The 25,363-nt window shown below is 63.0% G+C and carries 20 protein-coding genes and 1 riboswitch; of the genes, 6 read left to right on the forward strand and 14 right to left on the reverse strand.

The window, feature by feature from the left end; translation table 11 throughout:
* Positions 1–59: 59 nt before the first annotated feature.
* The gene (cobN, locus tag AC1D75_RS16650) at positions 60–3,659 is read right to left on the reverse strand and encodes a cobaltochelatase subunit CobN (protein ID WP_495516440.1); all 3,600 of its coding nucleotides are present in this window, start codon (positions 3,657–3,659) and stop codon (positions 60–62) included.
* A gap of 52 nt (positions 3,660–3,711) precedes the next feature.
* Positions 3,712–3,787: riboswitch (adenosylcobalamin (AdoCbl) riboswitch) on the reverse strand.
* A gap of 114 nt (positions 3,788–3,901) precedes the next feature.
* Between cobN and cobG the strand changes: the two genes are divergently transcribed.
* From cobG to AC1D75_RS16665, 3 genes are read left to right on the forward strand one after another with little or no spacing between them, the layout of a single operon-like run.
* Entirely contained in the window at positions 3,902–5,029 is a 1,128-nt protein-coding gene (cobG, locus tag AC1D75_RS16655) for a precorrin-3B synthase (RefSeq protein ID WP_495516441.1), read from the forward strand.
* Positions 5,030–5,053: 24 nt separating this feature from the next.
* On the forward strand, positions 5,054–5,677 hold the full coding sequence (locus AC1D75_RS16660) for a precorrin-8X methylmutase (protein WP_495516900.1): 624 nt from the start codon (positions 5,054–5,056) through the stop codon (positions 5,675–5,677).
* Positions 5,674–7,182, forward strand: a complete 1,509-nt coding sequence (locus tag AC1D75_RS16665) for a precorrin-2 C(20)-methyltransferase (protein ID WP_495516442.1) — start codon at positions 5,674–5,676, stop codon at positions 7,180–7,182. Before AC1D75_RS16660 ends, AC1D75_RS16665 begins: the two co-directional genes overlap by 4 nt.
* Here the strand turns inward: AC1D75_RS16665 and AC1D75_RS16670 are convergent.
* From AC1D75_RS16670 to AC1D75_RS16690, 5 genes are read right to left on the reverse strand one after another with little or no spacing between them, the layout of a single operon-like run.
* Positions 7,167–7,925 (reverse strand): cobalt-precorrin-6A reductase, encoded by a 759-nt coding sequence (locus AC1D75_RS16670; protein ID WP_495516443.1) that lies wholly within the window; start codon positions 7,923–7,925, stop codon positions 7,167–7,169. The genes AC1D75_RS16665 and AC1D75_RS16670 overlap by 16 nt on opposite strands.
* Positions 7,922–8,689 (reverse strand): precorrin-4 C(11)-methyltransferase, encoded by a 768-nt coding sequence (cobM, locus tag AC1D75_RS16675; protein ID WP_495516444.1) that lies wholly within the window; start codon positions 8,687–8,689, stop codon positions 7,922–7,924. Before cobM ends, AC1D75_RS16670 begins: the two co-directional genes overlap by 4 nt.
* Positions 8,686–9,897: a precorrin-6y C5,15-methyltransferase (decarboxylating) subunit CbiE gene (gene cbiE, locus AC1D75_RS16680; RefSeq protein ID WP_495516445.1), complete on the reverse strand. Its 1,212-nt coding sequence runs from the start codon at positions 9,895–9,897 to the stop codon at positions 8,686–8,688. The genes cobM and cbiE overlap by 4 nt, the downstream gene beginning before the upstream one ends.
* Positions 9,894–10,652: a decaprenylphospho-beta-D-erythro-pentofuranosid-2-ulose 2-reductase gene (dprE2, locus tag AC1D75_RS16685; RefSeq protein ID WP_495516446.1), complete on the reverse strand. Its 759-nt coding sequence runs from the start codon at positions 10,650–10,652 to the stop codon at positions 9,894–9,896. The genes cbiE and dprE2 overlap by 4 nt, the downstream gene beginning before the upstream one ends.
* Positions 10,653–10,690: 38 nt before the next feature.
* A complete protein-coding gene (locus AC1D75_RS16690; RefSeq protein WP_495516447.1) occupies positions 10,691–12,742 on the reverse strand; it encodes a TerD family protein in 2,052 nt (683 codons plus the stop codon).
* A 130-nt stretch (positions 12,743–12,872) separates the two neighbouring features.
* Between AC1D75_RS16690 and AC1D75_RS16695 the strand changes: the two genes are divergently transcribed.
* Positions 12,873–13,280, forward strand: a complete 408-nt coding sequence (locus AC1D75_RS16695; protein WP_495516448.1) for a PPOX class F420-dependent oxidoreductase — start codon at positions 12,873–12,875, stop codon at positions 13,278–13,280.
* 8 nt (positions 13,281–13,288) lie between these two features.
* Here AC1D75_RS16695 and AC1D75_RS16700 read toward each other — a convergent pair whose 3' ends face one another.
* On the reverse strand, positions 13,289–14,845 hold the full coding sequence (locus AC1D75_RS16700) for an HNH endonuclease signature motif containing protein (protein ID WP_495516449.1): 1,557 nt from the start codon (positions 14,843–14,845) through the stop codon (positions 13,289–13,291).
* Between the two features lie 102 nt (positions 14,846–14,947).
* Complete coding sequence (locus AC1D75_RS16705) at positions 14,948–16,066, reverse strand: M24 family metallopeptidase (protein WP_495516450.1); 1,119 nt, start codon at positions 16,064–16,066, stop codon at positions 14,948–14,950.
* Positions 16,067–16,258: 192 nt separating this feature from the next.
* Here AC1D75_RS16705 and AC1D75_RS16710 point away from each other — a divergent pair, with 192 nt between their 5' ends.
* Positions 16,259–17,284 (forward strand): alpha/beta fold hydrolase, encoded by a 1,026-nt coding sequence (locus AC1D75_RS16710; RefSeq protein ID WP_495516451.1) that lies wholly within the window; start codon positions 16,259–16,261, stop codon positions 17,282–17,284.
* Positions 17,285–17,343: 59 nt separating this feature from the next.
* Positions 17,344–18,276 (forward strand): 5'-3' exonuclease, encoded by a 933-nt coding sequence (locus AC1D75_RS16715; RefSeq protein ID WP_495516901.1) that lies wholly within the window; start codon positions 17,344–17,346, stop codon positions 18,274–18,276.
* 24 nt (positions 18,277–18,300) lie between these two features.
* Here AC1D75_RS16715 and AC1D75_RS16720 read toward each other — a convergent pair whose 3' ends face one another.
* The 6 genes from AC1D75_RS16720 to AC1D75_RS16745 form a co-directional block, all read right to left on the reverse strand.
* The gene (locus AC1D75_RS16720; RefSeq protein WP_495516452.1) at positions 18,301–19,071 is read right to left on the reverse strand and encodes a DUF4333 domain-containing protein; all 771 of its coding nucleotides are present in this window, start codon (positions 19,069–19,071) and stop codon (positions 18,301–18,303) included.
* Between the two features lie 117 nt (positions 19,072–19,188).
* Positions 19,189–21,981, reverse strand: coding sequence for a DEAD/DEAH box helicase (locus AC1D75_RS16725; RefSeq protein ID WP_495516453.1), 2,793 nt, complete (start codon positions 21,979–21,981; stop codon positions 19,189–19,191).
* Positions 21,968–22,939 carry a twin-arginine translocase subunit TatC gene (tatC, locus tag AC1D75_RS16730; RefSeq protein WP_495516454.1) on the reverse strand — a complete coding sequence of 324 codons (972 nt, stop codon included), beginning with the start codon at positions 22,937–22,939 and terminating at the stop codon, positions 21,968–21,970. The genes AC1D75_RS16725 and tatC overlap by 14 nt, the downstream gene beginning before the upstream one ends.
* Before the next feature lie 81 nt (positions 22,940–23,020).
* Positions 23,021–23,281 (reverse strand): Sec-independent protein translocase subunit TatA, encoded by a 261-nt coding sequence (gene tatA, locus AC1D75_RS16735; protein ID WP_482139445.1) that lies wholly within the window; start codon positions 23,279–23,281, stop codon positions 23,021–23,023.
* Between the two features lie 112 nt (positions 23,282–23,393).
* Entirely contained in the window at positions 23,394–24,365 is a 972-nt protein-coding gene (locus AC1D75_RS16740) for a helix-turn-helix transcriptional regulator (RefSeq protein WP_495516455.1), read from the reverse strand.
* Entirely contained in the window at positions 24,362–25,357 is a 996-nt protein-coding gene (locus AC1D75_RS16745; protein WP_495516456.1) for a helix-turn-helix transcriptional regulator, read from the reverse strand. Before AC1D75_RS16745 ends, AC1D75_RS16740 begins: the two co-directional genes overlap by 4 nt.
* Positions 25,358–25,363 lie beyond the last annotated feature (6 nt).

Below are 25,363 nucleotides of genomic sequence, written 5' to 3' on the forward strand. Positions count from 1 at the left end.
TTCTCCCGATCCCCCGAATTCGATCGCACCAGGCGCGATGGCTTCGAGCTCGGGCCGTCTCAGGTTCCCTCGATGTCGCCTTCGGTCTCGAGGAACACCCGCCGGAGTTCATCGAGCATCTGCGGTGGAGGTGCCGACCACATCTCCCGCTGCGCTGCCTCCAGGAGACGTTCGGCGATGCCGTGCAGCGCCCAGGGGTTGGACTTGTTCATGAACTCCTGGTTGGCCGCGTCCAGGACGTACGCCTCGGTCAGTTGCTCGTACATCCAGTCGGCCATCACATTGGTGGTGGCGTCGTAGCCGAAGAGGTAGTCGACCGTGGCTGCCATCTCGAATGCGCCCTTGTAGCCATGGCGCTGCATCGCGGCGATCCAACGTGGGTTGACCACGCGGGCCCGGAAGACGCGGGTGGTCTCTTCCGACAGTGTGCGCGTGCGAACGTTGTCCGGGCTGGTGCTGTCGCCGATGTAGGCCTCGGGATCTTTGCCGGTCAATGCCCGGACCGTGGCGACCATGCCACCGTGATATTGGAAGTAGTCGTCGGAATCGGCGATGTCGTGTTCGCGGGTGTCCGTGTTCTTGGCGGCGACGGCAATGCGCCGGTAGGCCGATCGCATGTCGTCGACCGCGGCGACGCCTTCACGTCCGCGGCCGTACGCGTAACCGCCCCATGCGGTGTACACCTCGGCCAGATCGGCATCGCTGCGCCAGTCCTTGGAATCGATCAGCTGGAGCAGGCCGGCGCCGTAGGTTCCGGGTTTCGACCCGAAAATACGACTGGTGGCGCGGTCGACGTCGCCGTGGTCGGCGATGTCGGAACGCGCATGGGCGGCAACGTAGTTCGACTCGTCGGGTTCGTCGAGGCCGGCGACCATGCGAACGGCATCGTCGAGGATCGTGATCACATGCGGGAAGGCGTCCCGGAAGAATCCGGAGATGCGCACCGTGACATCGATACGGGGACGGCCGAGTTCGGCGAGGCTGATCAGGTCGAGTTTTGTCACCCGGCGAGACGCCTCATCCCAGATCGGCATCACCCCGAGGAGTGCGAGAACCTCGGCGATGTCGTCGCCGGACGTGCGCATCGCGCTGGTCCCCCACACCGACAAGCCCACGGATTTCGGATACTCGCCGTGGTCCGAGAGATAGCGGGCCAGAAGGGAATCCGCCATGGCCCGGCCGGTCTCCCAGGCAAGTTTCGACGGTACGGCCTTCGGGTCGACCGAATAGAAATTGCGTCCGGTCGGCAATACGTTGATCAGTCCACGCAATGGTGATCCGCTCGGCCCGGCGGGGATGAACCCACCGCCCAGCGCGTGGAGGATCCGCGGGACCTCCTGATCGGTCTGGCGGAGCCGAGGGATGATCTCGGAGCCTGCGAACTCGAGTATCCTGCGAACATCTTCCGGATGACCTTCGGCGACCGTGGCGATGGTGGCGGCATCCCAGTCGCCCTTGGCGCAACCCACCACCAATTCCCGGGCAATGGATTCGATGCTGTCGGTAGCGGTACGCCCGGCGGTTCCGTCTTCGGTGAGCCCCAGCGCTTCTCGTAGGCCGGGCAGGCTCTGCGTACCACCCCAGAGTTGCCTGGCCCGCAGCATCGCCAGCACCAGATCGACCTCGACATCACCTGCAGGCGGTTGGCCGAGGATGTGGAGTCCGTCGCGGATCTGAACGTCTTTGATCTCGCAGAGCCAGCCGTCGACGTGCAGCAGCATGTCGTCGAAGACATCTTCTTCGGGACGCTCGGACAACCCGAGGTCGTGGTCCATTTTCGCAGCCTGCAGAAGCGTCCAGATCTGCTGGCGGATCGCCGGAAGTTTGTTCGGGTCGAGCGCGGAGATGTTGGCGTGCTCGTCGAGCAGCTGCTCCAAACGCGAGATGTCGCCGTAACTCTCGGCCCTTGCCATCGGCGGGATCAGGTGATCGACCAGCGTGGCGTGCGCTCGCCGTTTCGCCTGGGTGCCTTCACCGGGATCGTTGACCAGGAACGGATAAATCATCGGCAGGTCGCCGATGGCGGCATCGGTGCCGCACGAGGCCGACATACCCAACGTCTTGCCCGGCAGCCACTCGAGGTTGCCGTGCTTGCCGACATGGACGACGGCATCGGCGGCAAAGTGATCTTGTGACGACAACCAGCGATAACAGGCCAGATAGTGATGACTCGGCGGCAGATCCGGGTCGTGATAGATCGCGACCGGGTTCTCACCGAAGCCTCGTGGTGGTTGGACCATCAGCACGATGTTCCCGAATTGCATTGCCGCGATCACGATATCGCCGTCCGGATTGACCGAGCGGTCGACGAACAATTCGCCGGGGGCCGGTCCCCAGTGTTGGATCATGGACGCCCGGAGATCGTCGGGCAGTGTGCCGAACCAGTCGCGGTAGTCCGCCGCTGACAGCCGGATCGGGTTGGCGGCCAGGGCTTCTTCGGTGAGCCAGTCGGGGTCTTGTCCACCGGCGGCGATCAGCGTGTGGATCAGCGTGTCCGAATCATTCTCGGCCAGACCGGGAACCGAGCCCTCACCGGATTCTGGTCCGATGTCGTATCCGGAGTCGCGCATGGCATCGAGCAATCGGAGCAGGCTCTGTGGGGTGTCGAGCCCCACTGCGTTCCCGATCCGAGCATGTTTGGTCGGGTACGCCGACAACATCACGGCAATCCGGCGATCAGCCGGTGCGATGTGCCGAAGTCGACCGTGGCGCACAGCGATTCCGGCGACTCGCGCACACCGTTCGGAATCCGGGCGGTACCAGGGCAGACCGTCGTCGCCGATCTCCTTGAACGAGAACGGAACCGTGATGATCCGTCCATCGAACTCGGGTACCGCGACCTGCGTGGCGACGTCCAACGGTGACATCCCGTCGTCGTTCGCCGCCCATCCGGCACGGGACGATGTCAGGCACAGACCCTGCAGGATCGGGATGTCCAGGCGGGCAAGTTGTTCGATGTTCCAGTTCTCGTCATCGCCACCGGCCGACGCGGTGGCAGGCGTCGTTCCCCCGGCGGCGAGCACCGTGACCACCAGCGCATCGGCAACCGAAAGCTGCTCGAGCAGGTCGTCGGGCGCGGTCCGCAGCGACGCACAGAAAATCGGCAGTGCCCGGCCGCCCTTGTCCTCGATCGCATCGCAGAGGGCGTTGATGTAGGCGGTGTTGCCTGCCAGATGTTGGGCTCGGTAGTACAGAACCGCGATGGTCGGTCCGGCCGTCTCGACCTGGGGTTTACGGTCCAGGATCCCCCACTGCGCGGTGGTCGCCGGAGCGCTGAAACCGTGGCCGGTGAGCAGCACGGTGTCGGACAAGAACGCGTGGAGGTTCGCGAGATTGTCAGGTCCGCCCTGGGCCAGGTAGTTGTGGGCGTCGGCGGCCACGCCCGGAGTAACCGTCGACATCGACATCAGGTCGGGGTCGGGAAGCTGTTCACCGGAGAGCACCACGGTCGGCAATCCCGCGGCGATCACCGCGTCCAGACCCTGTTCCCACATCCGGCGGCCACCGAGAATCCGCACAACCACCAGGTCAGCGCCGTCCAGGAGGGCGGGTAGGTCTTCGTCGACGAGAAGGCGTGACGGGTTCGCGAGGCGGTAGTCGGCACCGCTGGCCTTGGCCGTCAGCAGGTCCGTGTCCGAGGTGGACAGAAGCAAGATCACGAGGACCTCCTTGCCGGGAATGCGCGCCCGGCGGTTGGGGTGTAGCAGCGGAGCAACAAGGGTCTGACTTGGGGTTTCCCCCATACAGTGGCGCGACCGTGCCGGACTCTCACCGGCTTCCTCGTTGCGGAATTGCCTCAGCATATAAGACCGGCAATTCCAGGTGATCCGAAGGCGATGAGTCGGGCAACCGGCCGCCACTGAGCGGCGAGAAGTTGATCGGCGCCAGTACCGTTGAACCCATGAGTCGACCGTCCGATCGTTGCCCAGGTGTGTTCTCGGCCCACCCGGCGGCAGATGGCCATCTGGCCCGGATCCGGTTACCAGGCGGTCTGATCACACCGATCCAGATGCAATCCCTGGTCGGTGTGGCGGATGAATTCGGCGACGGTCATCTCGAAGTAACCTCGCGCGGCAACGTCCAGCTGCGTGGGATCACCGACGTGGACGGTGCCGGCGAACGCATACTCGACGCCGGACTGATCCCGTCTCCGAGTCACGAACGGGTGCGCAACCTGCAGCTTTCGGCATTGACGGGGCGGCGCGGAGGTCTGATCGACGCACGCCCGGTCCTTGACGACTTCGACATCCGACTGCAGTCCGACCCGGTGCTGGCGAATCTCCCGGCCAGGATCCTGTTCGGCGTCGACGATGGTCGTGGCGACATCCTTACCCAGGGTCCCGATATCGGTGTGCTGGCGTTCAGTGATCGAGCGTTTGACGTGGTCGTCGGCGGAAAGCCGACCGGACGTCAGGTCTCGGCGGGTGATGCCCCAGCCCTCATGATCGACCTGGCGCATGCGTTTCTGGCTGACCGGACCGACGAATGGCGCGTGCAAGATGTTGCCGATCTGACGACCATCGACAACATCTTGGCGACATTGCAGGCAACTGGTGAATATCCGAGGTCAGAGTCCATTTCGGAACCGCGGGTGGGTTGGTTGGCTCAGGATCACGACGAATTGGTGGCACTCGGTTCCGTGGTCGCGCACGGACGGATCCCAGCGCGGGTCGGAGAGTTCCTGGCTGCCATCGAACGTGACATCTACCTGACACCGCGAAGAGAGATCCTGATCGTCGACCTGTCAGAAGGCATGGCCGACACCGTACTTCGCGTGATGGCACCGATGGGCCTGATATTCGACGAGAGTTCGCCTTGGACCAAGGTCACCGACTGCACCGGATCACCCGGCTGCGACAAGTCGCATGCCGATGTCCGAGCGGATCTGGAACTGCACCTGACCTCAGACGACGCTGACATCGACGACCGTCAGCACTGGGTCGGCTGCGAACGTGGGTGCGGTTCGCCTCAGGAGAACCATCTTCGGGTCGAGGCCACGGCGACGGGGTACAAGCGTCGCCGAGTCTGATCGGCATCTATGGTGACGAGCACTATGTACACCTACATTCGAGACGGCGCCGAGATCTACCGGCAGTCATTCGCGACAATTCGTGCCGAATCCGACCTCACCATGTTCGATGACGACCTGTCACAGGTGGTTGTCCGGATGATCCATGCCTGCGGACAGGTCGACCTGACCGCCGATGTGCGAGCCAGTGCCGGTCTGGTGACCGCGGCCCGCACGGCGCTGGAAGCCGGTGCGCCGATCCTCTGCGATGCGAACATGGTCGCGTCCGGCGTGACCCGCAAGCGGTTGCCTGCAGACAACGATGTGCGCTGTCTGCTGGGCGACAGCCGACTCCCAGATCTGGCTGCGGAACTGGAGACCACAAGAACCGCTGCTGCGGTGGATCTTTGGCGTCCCATGCTCGAGGGTTCCGTGGTTGCAATCGGCAACGCACCGACCGCGCTCTTTGCGCTCCTCGAGTTGATCGATGCCGGCGGACCGCGGCCTGCTGCGGTGATCGGCGCACCGGTTGGATTCATCGGCGCTGCGGAATCCTGTGCAGCGCTTGCCGATCGAAGTGATCTCGAGTACTTGACGGTACTCGGCCGTCGCGGCGGGTCGGCGATCACCGCCGCCGCTCTCAACGCCCTTGCCTCGAAGGTGGAATGACAATGACCGGCAGTGGAAAATTATGGGGCGTGGGATTGGGCCCCGGAGACAGCGAACTGGTCACCGTGAAGGCCGCCCGCGTCATCGGTGAGGTAGATGTGATCGCGTATCACTGTGCCCGCCACGGTCGTTCGATCGCTCGGTCGGTGGCTGAGCCGTACCTTCGGGAAGGTCAGCTGGAGGAACGGCTGATGTATCCGGTCACCACCGAGACCACCGATCACCCCGGTGGCTATCGCGGCGCGCTCGACGACTTCTATGCCGATGCCGCGGAGGTCCTCGCAGTGCATCTGCGTGCGGGACGTTCGGTGGCGTTGTTGGCCGAGGGCGACCCGCTTTTCTACAGCTCGTACATGCATATGCACAAGCGGTTGACCGATCGCTTCGACACCGAGATCATCCCGGGTGTCACATCTGTGAGCGCGTCGGCAGCTGCCACCGGCATGCCTTTGGTCGAAGCCGAGGAGACCCTGACCGTCCTGCCGGGCACGCTCCCCAGGGCCGAGCTCGTCCGTCGACTGCGCGACAGCGATGCGGTGGCAATCATGAAACTCGGCCGAACCTTTCCAGAAGTCGTTGCAGCGCTGCGTGAATCCGGTGTCGTCGATAGGGCATGGTATGTCGAACGCGCCTCGACGGGTGCGCAGAAGGTCATGCCCGTCGGCGATGTGGATGCCGCGACTGTGCCCTATTTCTCGATGGTCGTCATCCCCGGCGCGCTCAACAACGCGCAACCGTCTGCACCTGTTGCCGGTGCGGTTGGCGAGGTTGTTGTCGTCGGGTTGGGACCCGGCGCCGATCGGTGGACCACCCCGGAAGTGCGTGCGGAGCTGGCGCAGGCCACCGATTTGGTGGGCTACAAGACCTATCTAGACCGGGTGACTCCCCGACCCGGACAACGTATGCATGCCAGCGACAACCGAGTGGAGTCCGAACGCGCGTGCATGGCACTGGATCTGGCAAAGAACGGTGCCCGGGTGGTCGTCGTGTCGTCGGGTGATCCCGGGGTTTTTGCGATGGCGGCAGCGGTTGTCGAAGAAGCGGCGGACCCGCAATGGCGCGAGGTTCCCGTGCGGGTGGTGCCCGGGGTGACCGCGGCCAACGCTGTTGCCAGTCTCGCCGGTGCACCACTCGGACATGACTATGCGGTGATCTCGTTGTCGGACCGCCTCAAAAGCTGGGATGTGATCACGGCTCGGGTCCGCGCTGCACTGGCTGCAGATCTGGTGCTCGCGATCTACAACCCCGGATCGGTCAGCAGGAATTGGCAGGTCGCGGAACTGAAGGACATCGTTCTGGAGTTCAAGGACCCGTCAACGCCGATCATCCTGGGACGTGACGTGGGTGGCCCTGAGCAGTCGGTGGTGATCACCACGGTCGGAGAGTTCGATCCGACCGTGGTCGACATGCGGACGCTGTTGATCATCGGCTCGTCGACCACAACAGTGGTGGACCGCGTCGGAGGCCCGGTGGCGTTCACCAATCGCCGCTACGAGAGCAACTGACGAACCCAGGCTGCGGCGGCGGACGTCGTTTCGACGGTTGCGCCGCCGGGTGGGGTCGGTCGTCGAACCATGACGACCGGCAGTGAGAGTTGCCGCGCAGCTTCGAGTTTCGCCTGAACGAGTGGTCCACCACTGTTCTTCGTGACGACCACGTCGATGCGATGTTCGCGCATCAGGGCAAGTTCGCCGTCGACGGTGTACGGACCGCGGCTACGGATGATCCGATGCTGCGCGGGTACCGCTCGCTCGGGTGGGTCGACGAGACGGATCAGAAACCAGGCCTCATCGATCTCGGCAAATGCGTCCATGTCTTGGCGGCCGGTGGTGAGGAAGACTCGGGGACTTCCCTTTTCGTCAGCCAGCTTCGCCACAGTCCTGGCGGCTCCGGCGATGTCAGGGACGTCGATCCAGCGATCCCCCGGTTGCGCCTGCCATTCTGGGCGTCGCAAGGTCAACATCGGTACGTCGAGTTCTGTTGTTGCGGCACCGGCGTTGGCCGATATCTGGCGGGCAAACGGATGGGTCGCATCGACCACTACCGCGCAGTTGTTGTCGCGCAACCACGTTGCCAGCCCGTCGACGCCGCCGAACCCGCCGATCCGGACGTCACCGACCGGTAGCGCCGGATTCTTGACCCTGCCGGCCAGCGAGGTGACAACCCGCACTCCCTCGCCGACGAGTTCCTTGGCCAGAGCGCGGGCTTCTGCGGTGCCGCCGAGGACGAGGACTGTGCCCTCGCTCATGACGAATGCGGGTCGGTACGCAGCTTGGTCATCCGGGCGGACGAGTAGAGATAGCTGTCCGGGAACTCTGCCGCGGCCAGGACGCGTCCGACAAAGATGACCGCGGTGCGCCGGATATCGTTCAGTTCCAGCTGGTTCGGGAGCTCTGCCAACGTGCACCGAACAATCTGCTGGTTGTCGCGGCTGGCAAAGGCGACCACTGCAGTGGGACAGTGACTTCCGTAGTGCGGAGTGAGCGCGTCGACTATCTGTTGAGCACGATGCGCGGCCAGGTGGATGGCCATCGTGACACCCGTGCGGGCGAGTTCCTCGAGTTGTTCGCCTGCGGGCATGTCGGTCGATAGCGTCGATACCCGGGTGATCAGCAGCGACTGGCCGACGCCGGGCACCGTGAGTTCTTGGCCCAATGCTGCGGCGGCTGCGGTAAAGGCCGGAACGCCCGGGACGATCTCGTAGGAGATTCCCAGCGGCCGAATCAGTCTGATCTGTTCCGCGACCGCCGAATACAGCCCGGGATCACCGGAATGCAATCGGGCCACGTCATGTCCGGCGCGGGTCGCGGTCACGATGTGCTCGATGATTTCCGGCAGCGGCATCTTTGCTGTATTGATCAAAGTGGCCCCGGGTGGACAATGTTCTAACATCTCAGCGGGGACCAGCGAACCGGCGTAGAGACAGGTGTTGCACTGCGAGAGCAGCTTTGCGCCGCGAAGGGTGATCAGGTCGGCGGCGCCGGGTCCGGCCCCGATGAAGTACACCGTCATGAGTTGGTCCTCGGTTTGTCGGCGATCCACTGCGTCACTGGGAGCGTTGGACGCCAGGTTGTCATTGATCCGAGCGGTTCGGCGTGATCGATCTGGAATCGACGGAGGCTACCACCCACGGCGGCATGCCATTTGACCAAGACGGCCTCGGATTCGAGTGTGACGGCGTTGGCAACGATCCGACCGCCGTCCAGCAGTGCATCCCAGCACTCCTCCACCATCCCCGGGACCGTCACTCCTCCCCCGATGAAGATCGCATCGGGATCAGGTGCGTGGGTCAATTGCTCGGGCGCTGCGCCGAGGACCGTCAAGCCTGCGCTCACCCCGAGCTCGGCTGCGTTGTGCACGATGCGTCCGCGGCGTACCTCGTTGGATTCGAAAGCGATTGCGGTGCAGGTTCGGTCGGTGCGCAGCCATTCGATGGCGATACTGCCTGCGCCCGCGCCGACGTCCCAGAGCAATTGGCGGGCGGCGGGCCGCAGGGCGGTGACGGTCAGCGCGCGCACTGCCTGTTTGGTGAGTTGCCCGTCGTTGCTGAAGTCGGTGTCAGGCAGACCTGCCTGGCTGCTGACGGCCGGACCGAGACAGTCGACGGCGATGATGTTGAGCTGATCGCCGGCAGGCTCGGCCCACGTTCGCGCAATACCGGTGACCTGACGTTCCTTGTCAGAGCCGAGCTGTTCGAGGACGGTGAGTTGCGACCATCCGAACCCGTGGGCTGTGAGCAATTCTGCGACGGCCGCCGGAGTGGTGTTGTCGCGGCTGAGGATCAGCAGCCGAACGCTGTCGGAGACTCCCGAGAGGATCGAATCGAGGGGGCGATCGACAACACTGCGGATGCGCGTCGTGGCAAGGTCCCAGCCGAGACGGGCGGAGGCCAGGCTGACGCTCGAGACCGCGGACAGGATGCGCACGTGTTGCACGCCCACCTGTTTCACGATCGATGCTCCGACGCCGTGGAACATCGGGTCACCCGAGGCGAGGATATGAATGGTGTGCGGGTGCGTGTCGGCCAGAAGTCGCTGGAGGTGCTTCGACATCGGGCTGTCCCACCGGTGGAGGGTCGCCTCGAGTGGCGCCAACAGATCCAGCTGGCGCGCAGAACCGTAGATCTCGGTGGCAGAGCGCAATTCGCGCTGCGAGTTTCCGGACAGGCCGTCCCAGCCGTCCGCGCCGATGCCGACGACCACAAACTTCAGATCAGTCATCGAGGCATCCGTCGCCAGATCGCCTGGGGCAGGAGCTTCATCACAAAGAAGACAGGACGTAGCTTTCCGGGGACCCAGACCACATGCTTACCTCGGTGTAGCGCTTTGACCACTGCATCGGCAACCTGCGGCGCGGTGCTCGACATCGGAGCGGGTTTGGTCCCGGAGGCCATCAGATCTTTTGTCATGCTGCCGATGACAAATCCGGAGCGGACGAGTAATAGGTGTACCCCACTGCCGTGCAATGCATCTGACAATCCGCTGGCAAAGCCGTCGAGCCCGGCTTTGGTTGAGCCGTAGACGTAGTTGGCACGCCGGACCCGAACGCCGGCCACAGATGAGAAGACGACGATGTTGCCGCGTTTCGCAGCCCGCATTGCGACGGCCAACGGGGTCAGCACGCTGATCTGGGCGAGGTAGTCGGTGTGCGCGATCTGTAGTGCGTGGGCGCTGTCGACCTCTGCTCTCGCCTGATCGCCGAGGATGCCAAAGGCAACGATCGCATCGTCGATGGGACCGTGTTCAGCAACTATCTGGCGGATCAACCCTTCATGCGCTGAGGTGTCGTTTGCGTCGAACTCAACCGTATGAACTGCCGCCGCATTCTCGGATTCCAGTCGTTCGCGCTGATCATCGAGGTCAGTCGACCTCCGAGCCGCCAAGATCACGGTCGCCCCTGCTGCGATCCGGGCTGCCACCTCCAGCCCGATCTCACTGCGACCACCGAACAGCACAACCACTCGCCCATTACTCACCGGGCCAGTATCCCAAACGACTCACTTCGGAGCTGCAGTCACTCCTTCACCGGGCTGGGCTTCTTCGGTGCGCGGATCACCTGCAGGATGTCTCGATAGAACTCTTCAACGAGTTTGTTCGCTGAGATGACGACGTTGCCGCGGTTCCGGGCCAGCGTGTGGGCGCGGGTGATTTTGAACTGTTTGGGAAGCTTTCCATCCGTGGGAAGGAGCGCCTCGGGCTTCTCGCGGAGGACTCCCAACAACGCACCCACGTTGGACGACGGACGCCCCGCCAAGATTGATTCGATCCGGGTGTCTGCATGGGCATCCGGGATCTGTTTGACGATCCAATTGATACGAGTTGCCGGACGTCCTTCGCGAGGGGCGTCGATGATGGTCGAGCACTCCAGGACGTCGGACCGAAGATCGATGGCCAGCGTCAATGTTCCGGTCGCGCCAGGGATACGCAGTGAGCCGAACATGAAACCCGAGTCCGCCAGCTGTTGAATCCGGCTTGTGCTGTCCGGTCGATACCGTGGGAAGATCGGTCTCACGTCCGCGCTCAGTAAGCACGAGAGGTCGTGGCCGATATGCCGGACCAACTGATCAAACAGATTGCATACCTCGATCGCGCCTTTGGAGTCGGCACTGAGCGTCTTGGTCTTCACTGCATCTCGAACCTGACCCCATTGCGCCCCCATATCAGTGAAGCCATGTAGTCCGGATTTTGGATGTTGCAGGTACCTGACAAACTCTTGCAAGATCCAACCCTGAGTCGAGTCTTGGACTTGTTTGTGCATCGACATCTGAATCGCAACGGATCTAATCTCATCCCACGAAAGATGGTGTAGTGAAACCTTTTTCAGTTTCCGTTTATGAACTACCACGGGGTGTTGGTCATGTGCACCCAGCAACTGATTACTGACCGTGATCACGGCGTCGAATCCAAGGCTACGGGCGATGTCGATATAGGTCTCGACTTGGTCGGTGGTGAGCTTGGCTGACGAGGACTTCGCCTCTATCAGCGCAGTCCACTGCTTCGCTCCGCGAGTAATTCTGATCAATCCGTCGGGGCGAAGCTTCTTTTCATTCCAATCGAACTCGGGCTCGATGAACGTCTCGATCGATCCTGCCGGTCCGCCACTACGCGCAACCATCTCACGGCCGAACTCTCGTACCCCGGCCATCACAGCCAAGAGCGCTGAGACCGCACGTCGTTCGCGTTCATCACCGGTACCGATTGCGGACACCGAGAACAGGCGAGAGCGATCCCATTCCGCGCCCCCTTCGGCCAGTTCGGGCACCAACGACCAGGATGGCAACTTCGGCGGGCGGACTGTCTTTCTGGTGGTCATTGAAGATTTCACCGACGGTTTGGTCGCGACTGGCTCGGCTTCCACCGCGATGACAGCAGGAGCAGCATCCAGATCTGCCGATGCGGTTTCCTGGGCCTCGACCGTGGCAGTATCCGCACCGGATGAATCGTCGCCACCAGATTCGGTGGGATCGTCGATCTCGACACCGAACTCCGCTGCCAACGCAGCGAGTCCACCCGCATACCCCTGACCAATCGCCCGAAACTTCCACGAAGAGCCGCGTCGATAGAATTCGCCGAACAACAGTGCCAGGACAGGTTCTTCGACTGACAGATTGAATACTGCTGTCGGAGTCGCTGAATCCCCCGGCATCACGGTAATTTCGAGATCTTTCGCTTCAGCGAAGGTCGATTCGGATTCGCCGTCGAGGCTGGCCGCAACCACCACGCGCTGAACTTCTTCTGGCAAACCGGCAAAGTCCACGCACAGTAGGTCACCGTCACCGGGCTGGGTTGAAAGAGTGGCCGAATCGGCGTCGCCGGCTTCACTGTCCTCGAGCCGAACGGCTCCGCCGGCTCCCTCGCGTTGGTTGTAAAAGACGAAATCCGAGTTTGATCGAACCTTATCGGTCGCATCCAGCAGCAAGATGCTCACGTCGGGCGTTATTGCAGTCTCACCGGGAAAGCGGCTCACGACGCCGACAGACAGAATATCGTTACCCTGGCTTATGGATTCAACGGAAACATTCTGTCCGCGAACAAGTTCCAGTGCTTCAACGTGTTGATCGGTCATCACGTGACTATCGCACGACGTCTAGGCTGAGTGCATAGAGGTCCAATAGATGGGTATGCGACGTGGTGTCCAGACATGCCTGCCGCACAGGGGGCGCTTGATCGGATAGCGACTTGGCTAAGGTCGGCTTGTGCCCAAAACAGCAGACGACCTCACCCCCGCAGCACTGGACTTCCTCACCGAGCGCCACCTCGGGAGCCTGACCACCGTCCGTGCATCGGGGACTCCTCATGTTGTTGCTGTGGGATTCACCTACGACGCCGAGACGAAAATCGCACGCGTGATCACCTTCGAAGGCAGCCAGAAGGTGAAAAATGTCGACCGGGCTGGATACGCCGCCGTGTTCCAGGTGAACGGTCCGCAGTGGTTGACGCTGGAAGGCAAGGCATCGGTCCATCGTGACCCAGACGCTGTCGCCGAAGGTGTCCGCCGCTATGCCGCGCGCTACAAAGAACCCAAAGTGAACCCACGCCGCGTGGTCATACAGATCAACGTCGAACGCGTACTTGGTTCGCAATCGCTGATGGTCACCGCCTAAAAAAGGCGCTACGCATCCTGGTCAGGACTATCCGGTTCGGGATCGGGTTGGACCTCGGGTTCGCCGCCGGTCGGTTCCGCCAGCTTTTCGGCCAACACCGCCTGGCGGTCGGCGAGGACTTTTTGCCAGGCCGCTGCGAAGGTTTCGTTGACGTGCTGGGCGCGATTGACCCGCGGTGTGCGTTCCGGATCAACCGACGCCGGCGGTATCCAGCCGACTCGACCCGTGTCGGGGCCTTCGGTGATCATGATTGTCTGCCACTGATGTGGACCATCACCGATGAGTTTGTGATGCGGCGGGCAGGCGGATCCCATCATGTTGATGTCGGTCAGACCACCGTTGATCCATGCAAGCAGGTGATGGGCCTCGACCCAGGTCGCTGGATTGGTGCAGCCTGGATGCGAACAACCCCGATCCCGGACGAACAACGCGAGCCGCTGGCCTTTCTGCGCGGTCCGTTTGGTCCGGGCCAGATACAACACCTCCGCGGAGTGGTCAGCGAACACGGCCAAATATTTGTCGGACCGCGCTGCCAGGTGCAGGGCCTCTTTGACCGGAATATCCACTCCCGACGCCGTTCTGGCGATCCCCGCACAGTCGTCGAGCTGCGCTTTGGTCATCGTGATGATCAACTGCGCCGGCAAACCCCGATGGGACTTGCCGAGCAGGTTGCATTCCAGAATTGTTTTCAGGATCGCCTTGAGCGCGTCGTGATGTTGTTGGCCCTTGGAGCGGGTATCACGTTCGGCGGCCGCCTTGATCAGCTCTGCATCTTGTTTCGGATCATCGGAGGCCCCGGTCGGCGAGTTCGGGTCAGCCGGGTTGTTCATCCCCGGGGCAGCCCAGACATCCATCACGGTCTTGAACATCGCCAACGTTTCCGGATCCAGGGTGCCGGAGATCTTGGCCATCAGGTCTACCCCTTGATCACCCAGACTCACACTGCGTTTACGCGCCCGATCCGAATCGTCGGTCAGCCGGCCGTCGGGATCGACTCGGGCCAACACCGCACGGCCCGATGCGGCCAATTGGGTGGGGTCCTGACCAACGGCTTCTTCGGTCATCCAATGATCGACCACGTCATACACGGCCGGATCAGCCGCGGACGGAATGTGTTTGCGCACATCCAGCATCACATCCATATGCGAGGCGCCGATCAGCCCGTGAGCCCAGGCCTGTTCGGCGGCAGGGCATTTCGGCGCCAACTCCTCACCCTGCATCGTGTGGAATCGGCCGACTGCCTCCAGGCCGCGAATTCGGGAGGAGGTTTGGCCTTTGGTCAGCCGCAACTCGCTGCGGGTGAACCCGAACAGTGACGAGTACCCGGCTTCGGTAAACGATGATCGATCTGAAACCCGCAACAGGTGCCGCAACCCGGTGAACTCAAGCTTGCAAACTATCCGTTCATGCACCCGCACAAGCTCATTGACTTCCGCCCCAGACATATCGGAATCAGCGCAGTCCGCGATATCGGCAACCAGCAACTCCAACTCGAGGTACTTACGCACCAACACCGGAACCGAAGAATCAACCCCGACTTCATCAGATGGATCGTCAGTCATCATGCCCCCCAGCACATCTGATCGAACTCTTTCAATCAGTCTACCTCGGAGGACACCAAAAGTCGAACGTTTATTCGAATCAATATGATAGGTTGAGAACCTAGTTCAGACCGACTTCAGTTCGTGCGGTTGGGAATTGAATGCTTCGCAGCCATCATCGGTGACGACAACGATATCTTCGATGCGCGCACCCCAACTGCCGGAGAAGTAGATGCCGGGTTCGATGCTGAATGCCATGCCCGGGCGCAGTGGAATACCATTGCCTGCAACGATATATGGCTCTTCGTGGACGGACAGTCCGATGCCGTGGCCGGTGCGGTGAACAAATTTGTCAGCCAGTCCGGCGGCTGCGAGCACGTCCCGGGCCGCGGCATCGACCTGCTCGGCGGTGACGCCGGGGCGGACGGCGGCCACAGCGGCTCGCTGAGCTTGTTGTAGCCACTCATACTGCCGTGCGATCGCATCGGAAGGCGTTCCGACACAGTAGGTTCGGGTGCAATCGGAGTTGTATCCCGGCGCGACGGGTCCGCCGATGTCGACGACCACCATGTCGCCGTCCTCGATCACCCGATCTGAGACCTCGTGATGGGGATCGGCGCCGTTGGGACCGGATCCGACGATGATGAACTCGGCCCGGGTGTGCCCTTCGGCAAGGATGGCGGCATCGATGTCGGCCGCGACTTCACGTTCGGTGCGGCCGGCTTTCAGCCATTCCCCCACTCGGGCGTGCACTCGGTCGATCGCGGCACCTGCGCGGCGCAGTGCTTCAATCTCGGCGTCATCCTTGATCATTCGCAGTTCACGCAGCACGGCAGTGGCAAGTTCCGGTGCGCCGCCCCAATGCCCTGCCAGCGGGACGGTGTGCAGCGCAGGGGTGGCGTCGGAGACCGCGTAACGGCCGCCGGCTCCCCCGGCGGCTCCAACCGCCAGTGCGTACGCATCCTGGCCGTCGACCCAATCGTGAACGCTCAGTCCGAGCTCACCGACGGCCGATTCCCGTAGCGCCGCCAACTCCAGTCGTGGCACAACCACTTCGGGAGCGCGCTCCGGACTGATCACCAGGGCGGTGAGCCGTTCGAATGTCGTCGCTCGTGAGCCCGTCAGATATCGCAGGTCGGGTCCGGGAGTGATGAAGAGCGCCGACAGACCGGCTTTCGCCGTCAACTCCTGCGCCCGATCCAGACGTGACTTGTACACCGCTGCCGAGAATCGCTGATCCGCCATGGATTCAAGGCTATCGGTCGCCGAGTTCTTGGTGTTGGCGGCGCCCTGACCTTCGTCACAAACCATCGGAAGTGTGTCCCACTCCGATCACAACATGCGATGAGTGATCTTTAACCGGGCGGAAACCCCGTCTTGCGCGGAGAATAGGGGCAACGAAAGATATTTAGTTCTGAGGAAAACCAGGAGGTCACCGTGGACCGTGAAGGCGTACGACGTCGATTACGGGCTGTTCCGACCGATGATTCTCAGGTCCAGTTCGCAAATCTGCACGGATACAAGCGTGCCTACCGGATGGCCGGATCGGGCCCGGCGCTGCTTTTGCTGCACGGAATCGGCGACAACTCCCTGGCCTGGGAACCGGTGTTCACCCAGCTCAGCGAAAAGTACACGGTCATCGCACCGGACTTTCTCGGACACGGATTCTCCGATCGTCCGCGCGCCGACTACTCCGTGCCCGCTTTTGCCAACGGAATGCGGGATCTGCTGGCCTACCTTGACGTCGAACGCGTGACGATCGTCGGCCATTCGCTCGGCGGTGGTGTGGCCGGGCAGTTCGCCTACCAGTTCCCCGAGATGGTCGAACGGTTGGTTCTGGTCGGTACCGGCGGCGTCACCAAAGACGTCAATCCGGTCCTGCGCGCGCTGTCACTACCGTTTTCCGAGTACGCGCTGGCCGCTGTCTCACTCCCAGGAGTGTTTTCTACGTTCGCAGCGGCTTCACGCACGCTGCGTGATCATCTGCCCGTTGCACTGTTCCGGGACAACAACGAGATCGTTCGGGTGCTCGAACGGATGCCGGAGAAGGGGTCGGCCGAGGTCTTCGCCCGAACCCTTCGATCGGCCGTCGACTGGCGTGGCCAAGTGGTGACCATGCTCGATCGCTGTTATCTGAGCGCAGGTATCCCGGCGCTGATCGTATGGGGTTCGGACGATCAGGTCATCCCGGTGCAGCACGCCCACATGCTCCACAGCGCAATGCCCGGCTCGCAGTTGGTCATCTTCGACAAGGCCGGTCACTTCCCGTTCCGGGACGATCCAGACCGATTCGTCGACTTGCTGCTGTCCTTCGTGGCGTCGACCGTACCTGCGAATATCAGCCGTGCAGACGTGAAAATCGCTTTGCGACAAGGCCCCTCAAGTCAACCACTCACCGGCGACGCCGAGTCTCAACTGGCCGTTCTCGATGTCCTGGGTTCGGACGAACGCAGCGCCACCTGACCGCAGTGCTCTGATGGACGGCGCCGATCTGGCATGGTTTAGGCATGACTGCTCCAGTGATGTTGCTCGACGGTGCCAGCCTCTGGTTTCGGGCCTTTCATGCCCTGCCCGAGAAGATGACCGCTCCTGACGGGCGTCCGGTCAACGCGGTCCGCGGATTCGTCGACATGATCGCGTCACTTGTCACCCGGGAGCACCCGCAGCGCCTGATCGTGTGTCTGGACCTCGACTGGCGTCCGGCTTTCCGCACCGACCTCATCCCGTCGTATAAAGCGCATCGCGTGGCCGAAGGCGCCACCGACGGCTCGGAAGAGGTTCCCGACACGCTGACACCCCAGGTCGACATGATCATGAAGATCCTGGCCGCCGCCGGAATTGCGACCGCGGGCGCGGAGGGCTGCGAGGCCGACGACGTCATCGGGACCCTCGCGGACTCCGAGGCGGTGGATCCGGTGGTAGTGGTCAGCGGCGATCGTGACCTACTGCAGGTTGTTTCCGACGATCCAGTTCCGGTGCGCGTGCTGTACGTGGGCCGCGGCCTGGCCAAGGCGGAGATGTTCGGGCCACAAGAACTGGCCGAGAAGTACGACGTACCAACATCGAATCCGGGTTCCGCCTACGCCGAGATGGCGATTCTGCGGGGCGATCCGTCCGATGGGCTGCCGGGCGTCACCGGTATCGGTGAGAAGACCGCGTCAAAACTGCTGCACGAGTTCGGAAACCTGGACGAACTCGAACGCGTGGCATCAACCACGACGGACAAGCGGATTTCACCGCGCCAACGCAAATCACTCGCGGAAGGCGCGGACTACCTGCGCGCGGCTCGCACCGTTGTATTCGTGAAGACCGACGCCGAGATCATCGGCGACAGCGACGGTCGTCTGCCCTCCGAGCCCGCTGACCCGGCAGCGCTGGCCGACCTGATCGAAGAACTCGGTGTGGGCTCGTCGATCGGCCGACTGGGCAAGGCGCTCGGTTGGCAGGTGGGCTGAACCGCCCACCCACCGACCGACTGCCTACTGTGTGGTCGGCTGACCGACCTCGTACTTGCCTTCGTCGTCAAGGAAGGTGATCTTGACCTGCTGGTTCGCGCCGGCAACGGTCGCAGTGCAGGTGAAGCTGTTGCCCTTCTTGATTTCCTGATCTTCGGGACACTGGACGTTCTCGACGTCTTTGGCCTGGTAGTCGTTCTCCAGAACCGACGCCACGCCCTTCTGAGCGGCGTCTTGGCTGAGCACCTTCGTCACTGCAAAGCCCGGAAGCCAGAACGCCGTGACCGCCAGGACGACGACGATGACACCGACCACTGCGGCGCCGATGATCAGCGGCAGCTTCTTCGAGTTCTTCGGCGGCGTCATCCCTGCGAATTGGTCGCCACCGGACTGACCGTACTGTCCTGGCTGGCCATACTGACCTGGTTGACCGTATTGATCGGGCTGACCGGGTTGGCCGTACTGTCCCGGCTGACCGTACTGTCCCGGTTGGCCCTGCGGCGCACCATATTGCGGCTGCTGGCCGTACTGTCCTGGCTGGCCATATTGTCCCGGTTGGCCATACTGCTCCGGCTGCCCGTACTGACCGGGCTGCTGCGGAGGCTGCTGGCCCCAACCCTGTTGTGGCGGTTGGCCCTGCGGCGGCTGCCCGCCGGTCGGGTAACCATAGGTCTGTTGGTTCCACGGGTCAGGATTCTGACCCGGCTGCCCTTGTCCTGGCTGCCCTTGTCCTGGTTGCCACTGCCCGGGTGCCGAACCGCCACCCTGGTTGTTCGGGTCGTTGGGCCCGCTCATGTATTTCCCCTCCACATGTCCGCGTCGCGCGATCGCAAGTCCAGGACTTCCGAACCCCGAACATACCGCACAACCCATGGCCATTCAGGCAGGCGCTCGGCGAGAACTCGCGGGCGCTCAGCCGAGTTCGACAGCCACAACTCCGCGCCGGATCGCCGTGATCGCCGCTGCCGCCGACTGGGCCAGTTTCGAGCGATCTGTTCCGCCGAGGCCCGCTGCGACCCGCATCTGTTCGAGGAGGTCGATGACCTGCCGGCTCCAACGAACGAAGTCTCCGGCCGGCAGTGATGTGCCCTGCTCGCCTGCCGCCGCGAGCACCTCGGTCAGTCCGCGGCCCGTCGCCCACAGGTGAATGGCCGTGGCGAAACCGGCATCTGGTTCGCGTGTGGGTTCGACCATGTGGCTCATCTCGATACGTGCCAGGTCTTTCCATGCGGCATGCGTGCGGCTCAAGGCTTCTCGGACCGTGGAAACGCCGGTCACCAGATCCGCTCCGCCGTACGAATCGCGGCGGGACTGGTACACCACCGACGAGGCAACAGCCGCGAGTTCAGCTGCAGCCAGGTGGTCCCACAGACCGGTGCGGATGCACTCACAGATGAGCAGGTCGCTCTCGCTGTAGACCCGGCTCAAGATCTCACCGGCAGGCGTGACGGTCATGTCGCCGTTCGACTTGTGTTCGACCTGCTCGAGGTAGCCGAGTTCGGTGAGCACTGCGACGACCCGATTGAAGTTGACGGCCAGCGTGGACGTGCGGGCCGATACCGATTCCTCGAGCGCCGCGATCTCCCGCGACACCCGGTTTCGGCGTTCTGCGAGGCGGAACAATTCGTCGTGCGCGGGGATCTGATGTGCCGGGTGCTCACGCAACTCGGTGCGCAGACGATTGAGGTCCGGGTCATCGGCAGCGCGGGTGCGCTTGGTCTGTTTGCCGCGGGGCATGTCGATGCCCGTGGAGCGCAGTGCCGAGGCGAGGTCGCGGCGCCCGCGGCCGGTACGACGATCGACCTGTTTGGCCAGACGCATATGACCGAGCACCTGTGGTGGATTGAGGAAATCACGCGGACCAACCCGGCCGGCCCAGGCATCCTCACAGAGCACCAACGGTTTTGGGTCACGCATGTCGGTCGCGGGTTCCAGAACCACGGCCAGACCACGATGGCGACCACCGGCAAGACCGATGACCTGCCCGCGCTTGAGGGCGGCCAGATCTTCAACAGTGCTCTGCTGCACAGCCATTCGGTTCTCGAACTTCAGCGAGCGTTCTCGAGCCCGGATCTCTTCACGCAGGCGGGTGTATCCGAGGAAGCCGTCGATCCCGGCGTCGAGGCCGCGGCCCTCGGCCCGCGCTTCCAGTTCCACCTCGATCTTGCGAAGCTGGCGGCGTGCGGTATCGATCTGCCGGGCTTGTCCGACCACCGACCGGTCGGCTTGGAACTGCGCAAACGAGCGGTCCAGCAGATTGCGTGAACCGGCCAGTCCCAGACGGCCGATGAGATTGACAGCCATGTTGTATTCCGGCGCAAAGGAACTGCGCAGCGGGAACGTGCGGGCACCGGCGAGGCCTGCCACCCGGGTGGGGTCGAGATCTTCGGTCCAGACAACGACGGCGTGGCCTTCGACGTCGATCCCGCGACGACCGGCCCGGCCCGTCAACTGGGTGTACTCCCCTGGCGTCAGATCGTTGTGCGACTCACCGTTGTACTTGATCAACCGCTCCAGCACCACGGAACGGGCCGGCATGTTGATACCCAAAGCCAGTGTCTCGGTGGCGAATACGACCTTGACCAAACCGTTGACGAACAGCTCTTCCACCGCGTGCCGGAAAGCGGGCAGCAGTCCGGCGTGGTGCGCCGCGAATCCCCGGGTCAAGCCCTCGCGCCAGCTGTGGACACCGAGCACGTCCTGGTCTGAAGCGGTCAACTCGGCGACGTACTTGTCGACGATCAGATTCACCTGCTCGACCTGATCCTGCTCGAGCAGTCTCAGGCCAGAACGCAGACACTGGCTCAACGCGCCCTCACAGCCGGCTCGCGAGAAGATGAAGCTGATCGCGGGAAGCAGGCCATCGCGATCGAGTCGTGCGACGAGTTCTGGTCGTGGCACCGGACGTACACCGCTCCGACGATGATCACTGCGCTGGCCACGTCCCCGTGGACCGCGGGCGGAGAAATCGTCATCTCGCCGCGAGGCAAGTTCACGTTGCCGGATGTAGCGGGTCAGCTCCGGATTGACCGCGGGCTTCTTGTTCGGCGCCTTGGGGTCACGATGGTCGAACAGATCGAACAATCGATTGCCCACCAGCATGTGCTGATTGAGCGGGATCGGACGATGTTCGTCGACGATCACGGTGGTGTCGCCGCGCACGGTCTGAATCCAGGATCCGAACTCCTCGGCGTTGCTGACCGTCGCCGACAGGCTCACCACCCGCACCGAGGGTTCTAGATGCAGGATGACCTCTTCCCAGACGGCTCCGCGGAACCGGTCGGCAAGAAAGTGGACCTCGTCCATCACCACATGCGACAGGTTCTGCAGCGCAGGCGAATTCGCGTAGATCATGTTGCGCAGCACTTCGGTGGTCATGACGACGACCGGTGCGTGGGAGTTGATCGACGAATCGCCGGTCAGCAAACCGATGGACTCGGCCCCGTGCGCGCGAACCAGATCGGCGAACTTCTGGTTGCTCAGCGCCTTGATGGGCGTGGTGTAGAAACACTTCGAGCCACCGGCGAGCGCCAGGTGCACGGCGAACTCACCGACGATGGTCTTGCCGGCACCGGTCGGCGCGCAGACGAGAACACCGTGGCCGTCTTCCAGGGCGACGCAGGCGTCACGTTGGAACGGATCGAGCGCAAATGCCTGCCGCCCGGCGAACTTCTCGAGTTCGGTCCGCGTATCAGAGAGTGTCATCGTAGAGATCGGCTCCACTGCCTCGGGACGTCGCCGACACCGGTTCTGGTGGTTGCACCGGATCAGGAACATGCCCGACCGGGCCTGCCGAACCGATCGGAGCGGCTTCGTCGTCGCTCACGTTGCCCCATTCGTGGGCCTCACGCTTCGCTTTGCGGTAATCGTGCAGATGAGCGACCTGGATCGCGATCTCCAGCAAGATAGTCAGCGCCCCGGCCAGTGCCAGCATGGTGAACGGATCCGAGCCAGGGGTGAACAGAGCAGCGAAAACGAACATGCCGAAGATCAGGCCCCGGCGCCACGACTTCAACCGCGCGTAGGTCAACACCCCGACCATGTTCAGCGCGACGATCAGCAGCGGCAGCTCGAAGCTCACCCCGAAGATGATCAGCAGATGGATGAGGAAGCTGAAGTACTGGTCACCGGCGAGTGCCGTGATCTGTACGTTGTCGCCGATGGTCAACAAGACCTCGAAGGCCTTGGCCATCACCAGGTAAGCGAGCACTGTTCCGGCCAGGAACAACGCGGCGGCGAAGGCGACGAAGGTGACCGCATACTTGCGTTCCTTCTCGACCATGCCGGGCGTGATGAACTGCCACAGTTGGTAGAACCAGATGGGACAAGCCATGACGATGCCGGCGGTCATGGCCACCTTGAGGCGGAGCATGAACTGGTCGAACGGGCCTGTTGCCAGGAGTCGACAGGTGTCGTCGCCGGTGAGATTGGCCCGTGAGGACGCAGGCAGGTCGCAGTAGGGCTGGCGCAGCAGGTCGCCGAGCGACGAGAGGCCCAGGAAGCCGTGCGAGTACCAGACAAATCCGAGGATTGTGGTGAGAGCGATCGCAAGGACGGAGATCAGCAGTCGGTTTCGCAGCTCACGGAGGTGGTCGACCAACGACATGGTGCCGTCGGGATTCACCTTGCGCTTACGGCGCCGAGGGTCAAAAGGTATGCGCACGTGGTCGACTACTCAGGGGTCGGTTGTAGGCGGGTCACCGAGATATCAGTGACCCACCCACCAAAACGGCGAGGACGAAGATCAGGCAGAACGACGTTCGGATTCGGATGAATTCGTCGGTGTTCCGTCAAGACCCGAAGTGATCTGCGGCCGCGACTCGGGAGTCTGCGCCGATGCGGGCTTGTCGGAGTTGTTCTCGTTCTGCATCTCCTTGACCTCACTCTTGAAGATGCGCATCGAACGACCCAGACCGCGCGCGGCGTCCGGCAGCTTCTTCGATCCGAAAAGGATCAAGAACACGACCACCACAAGAATGATGTGCCATGGCTGTAATGCATTCATTGTGCAGTTACCTCTCCCATTGAGTTCCTCCGCAATGCTACCGGACTTGGACCAACCCTAACGGGTTGAACAGCGGGCTCACAGCTACCTCCCAGCTCGCCTGCGGTGAGCGTCAGCCGTACATGGCGAGCGTGGCGGCTGCTCTCGAGCGGACCTCGTCGGCCACCTCGGGGTTGCGGACCCTGATCTTGCCGCCGAAGCCGAGGATGAACCGGGTCAGCCAGTCGGCCGACCCGTACCTCATGGTGGCAACCACCGGCCCCTGCGAGCCGGCCAGACCTTCGGGGTCCAGGGGCTCGATCAGGTAATAGTCGAGAACCCAGACCACATCCTGATCGATCTCGATGACTGCCTCGGGTAGATCGGAGTCGCTGTCGAACAGGGCCAGCGCGCTGCCATTGATGGAGGGCGGCGGCGAACTCGGCTCATCGAGCACCGTGGCCGCTTCGATCCGGTCGAAGCGGAACAACCGAATGCCTTCGCTGCTGCGGCACCAGCCTTCGAGATACCCACGGCCTTGGATCGCCTGGATGCGGATCGGATCGACCACCCGGTCCCCGACGACGTCCCGCGTCGCCGAGTAATAGCGCAGCCGTACCGCGCGGTGGCCGCGAACGGCCTCCCGCACCGCGGTCACTGCGTCGGAGTCACCGGTGGTGGACAGGTCGGTCGGCGTCTCGGTGACCGCCTCACCGAGGCGCGATCCCATCGCGTTCTCGATCTTCGCGATGGCCCGTCGAGCTGCGGCGGGGTCCACGACCCCGGACGCATCGATCAACGAGCGCAGCGCCACCAGTAGTGGTGCGGCCTCCGAACCGGTCAGTTTCAACGGCCGATCGATGCCGGCGGAGAACGTCACCGCAACGCCGTCCTCGACGCTGCCCGGTGTGAACGACAAATCGATCAGGTCGCCCGGCGTGTATCCCGGTAGGCCACACATCCACAGTTGCTGGAGATCCTCGAGGACCTGCTTGGGGGTGGTTCCCAGGTCGACCGCGGCCTTTGCCGCGTTGACGCCGGGATGGGCCAGGAAGTACGGAACCATGGCCAGCATGCGGTTGAGTCGATCGGTACCAGCACTCATCGGGCCCCCTCACTGAGGAACTTGAGTTCGTCGATCACGTTGTCACGCAATTCCGGCGGATCGAGTACAAACGCATCGGTACCGGCGCCGAGCACCTGACGGGTGAGTCCATCGGTCGACCTCATCGCGATACTCAGGATGCTGCCTGCGCGACCATCGTGTTCCCCTGGCTGAGCCGACGTCGCTATGCGGCGCAAACCGGCGGCCCGGTTCTCGGCGACCCACACCCGGGCGGTGACGGCAGGACCGGATCGGTCGACGGCATCGGCGACGATCTGGCGAAGATCGATGTTGCTCGGACGGGTCAGTTCACCGGCCTTGCCGAAGGGGGTCACCGACAGGATGCGGGTGAGCCGATAGGTACGGGTCTGTCCACGGTCGCGATCATGTCCGACGAGATACCACCGCCCGAGATGAGTGACCACGCCCCACGGTTCGACGGTCCGTGTCACATGCGGTGACGTCGGGCCGGGCCGGTGCTCGAAGCGGACCGGCCTGTTCTCGTCGAGCGCGGACAGCAATGCACCGAGGACCGCGGGCGATCCGATGCCTTGCGGGGCACTCGAATGAAGTGCCGTGGAGTTCTCGTCAAACGCTGACCCCGGATCCATCTCGACGCCTGCCGCCCGCAACTTCATCAGCGCGCTGTGACTTGACGCCGCAAGCTCCGGCGATTCCCACAGCGCTGCGGCGAGGGCCACCGCGGCGGCTTCGTCGGGATCGAGCGAGATGTCGGGAAGCTCGTACTCGGACCGGTTGATCCGGTACCCATCGACGGCCGAGAACCCCGAGGACCGACCTGTTTCCACCGGAATGCCGAGGTCGCGGAGCTCGTTCTTGTCGCGCTCGAACATCCGGTTGAAGGCCTCATCGGACTTCGAATCCTGATATCCGATCACGCTACTGCGGATTTGGTCGGCGGAAAGATACTGACTGGTGGACAGCAAGCAGATCACCAGGTTCATCAGCCGTTCAACCTTGTTGGTCGCCACCGGACC

The organism is Williamsia sp. Y712, assembly GCF_059445525.1.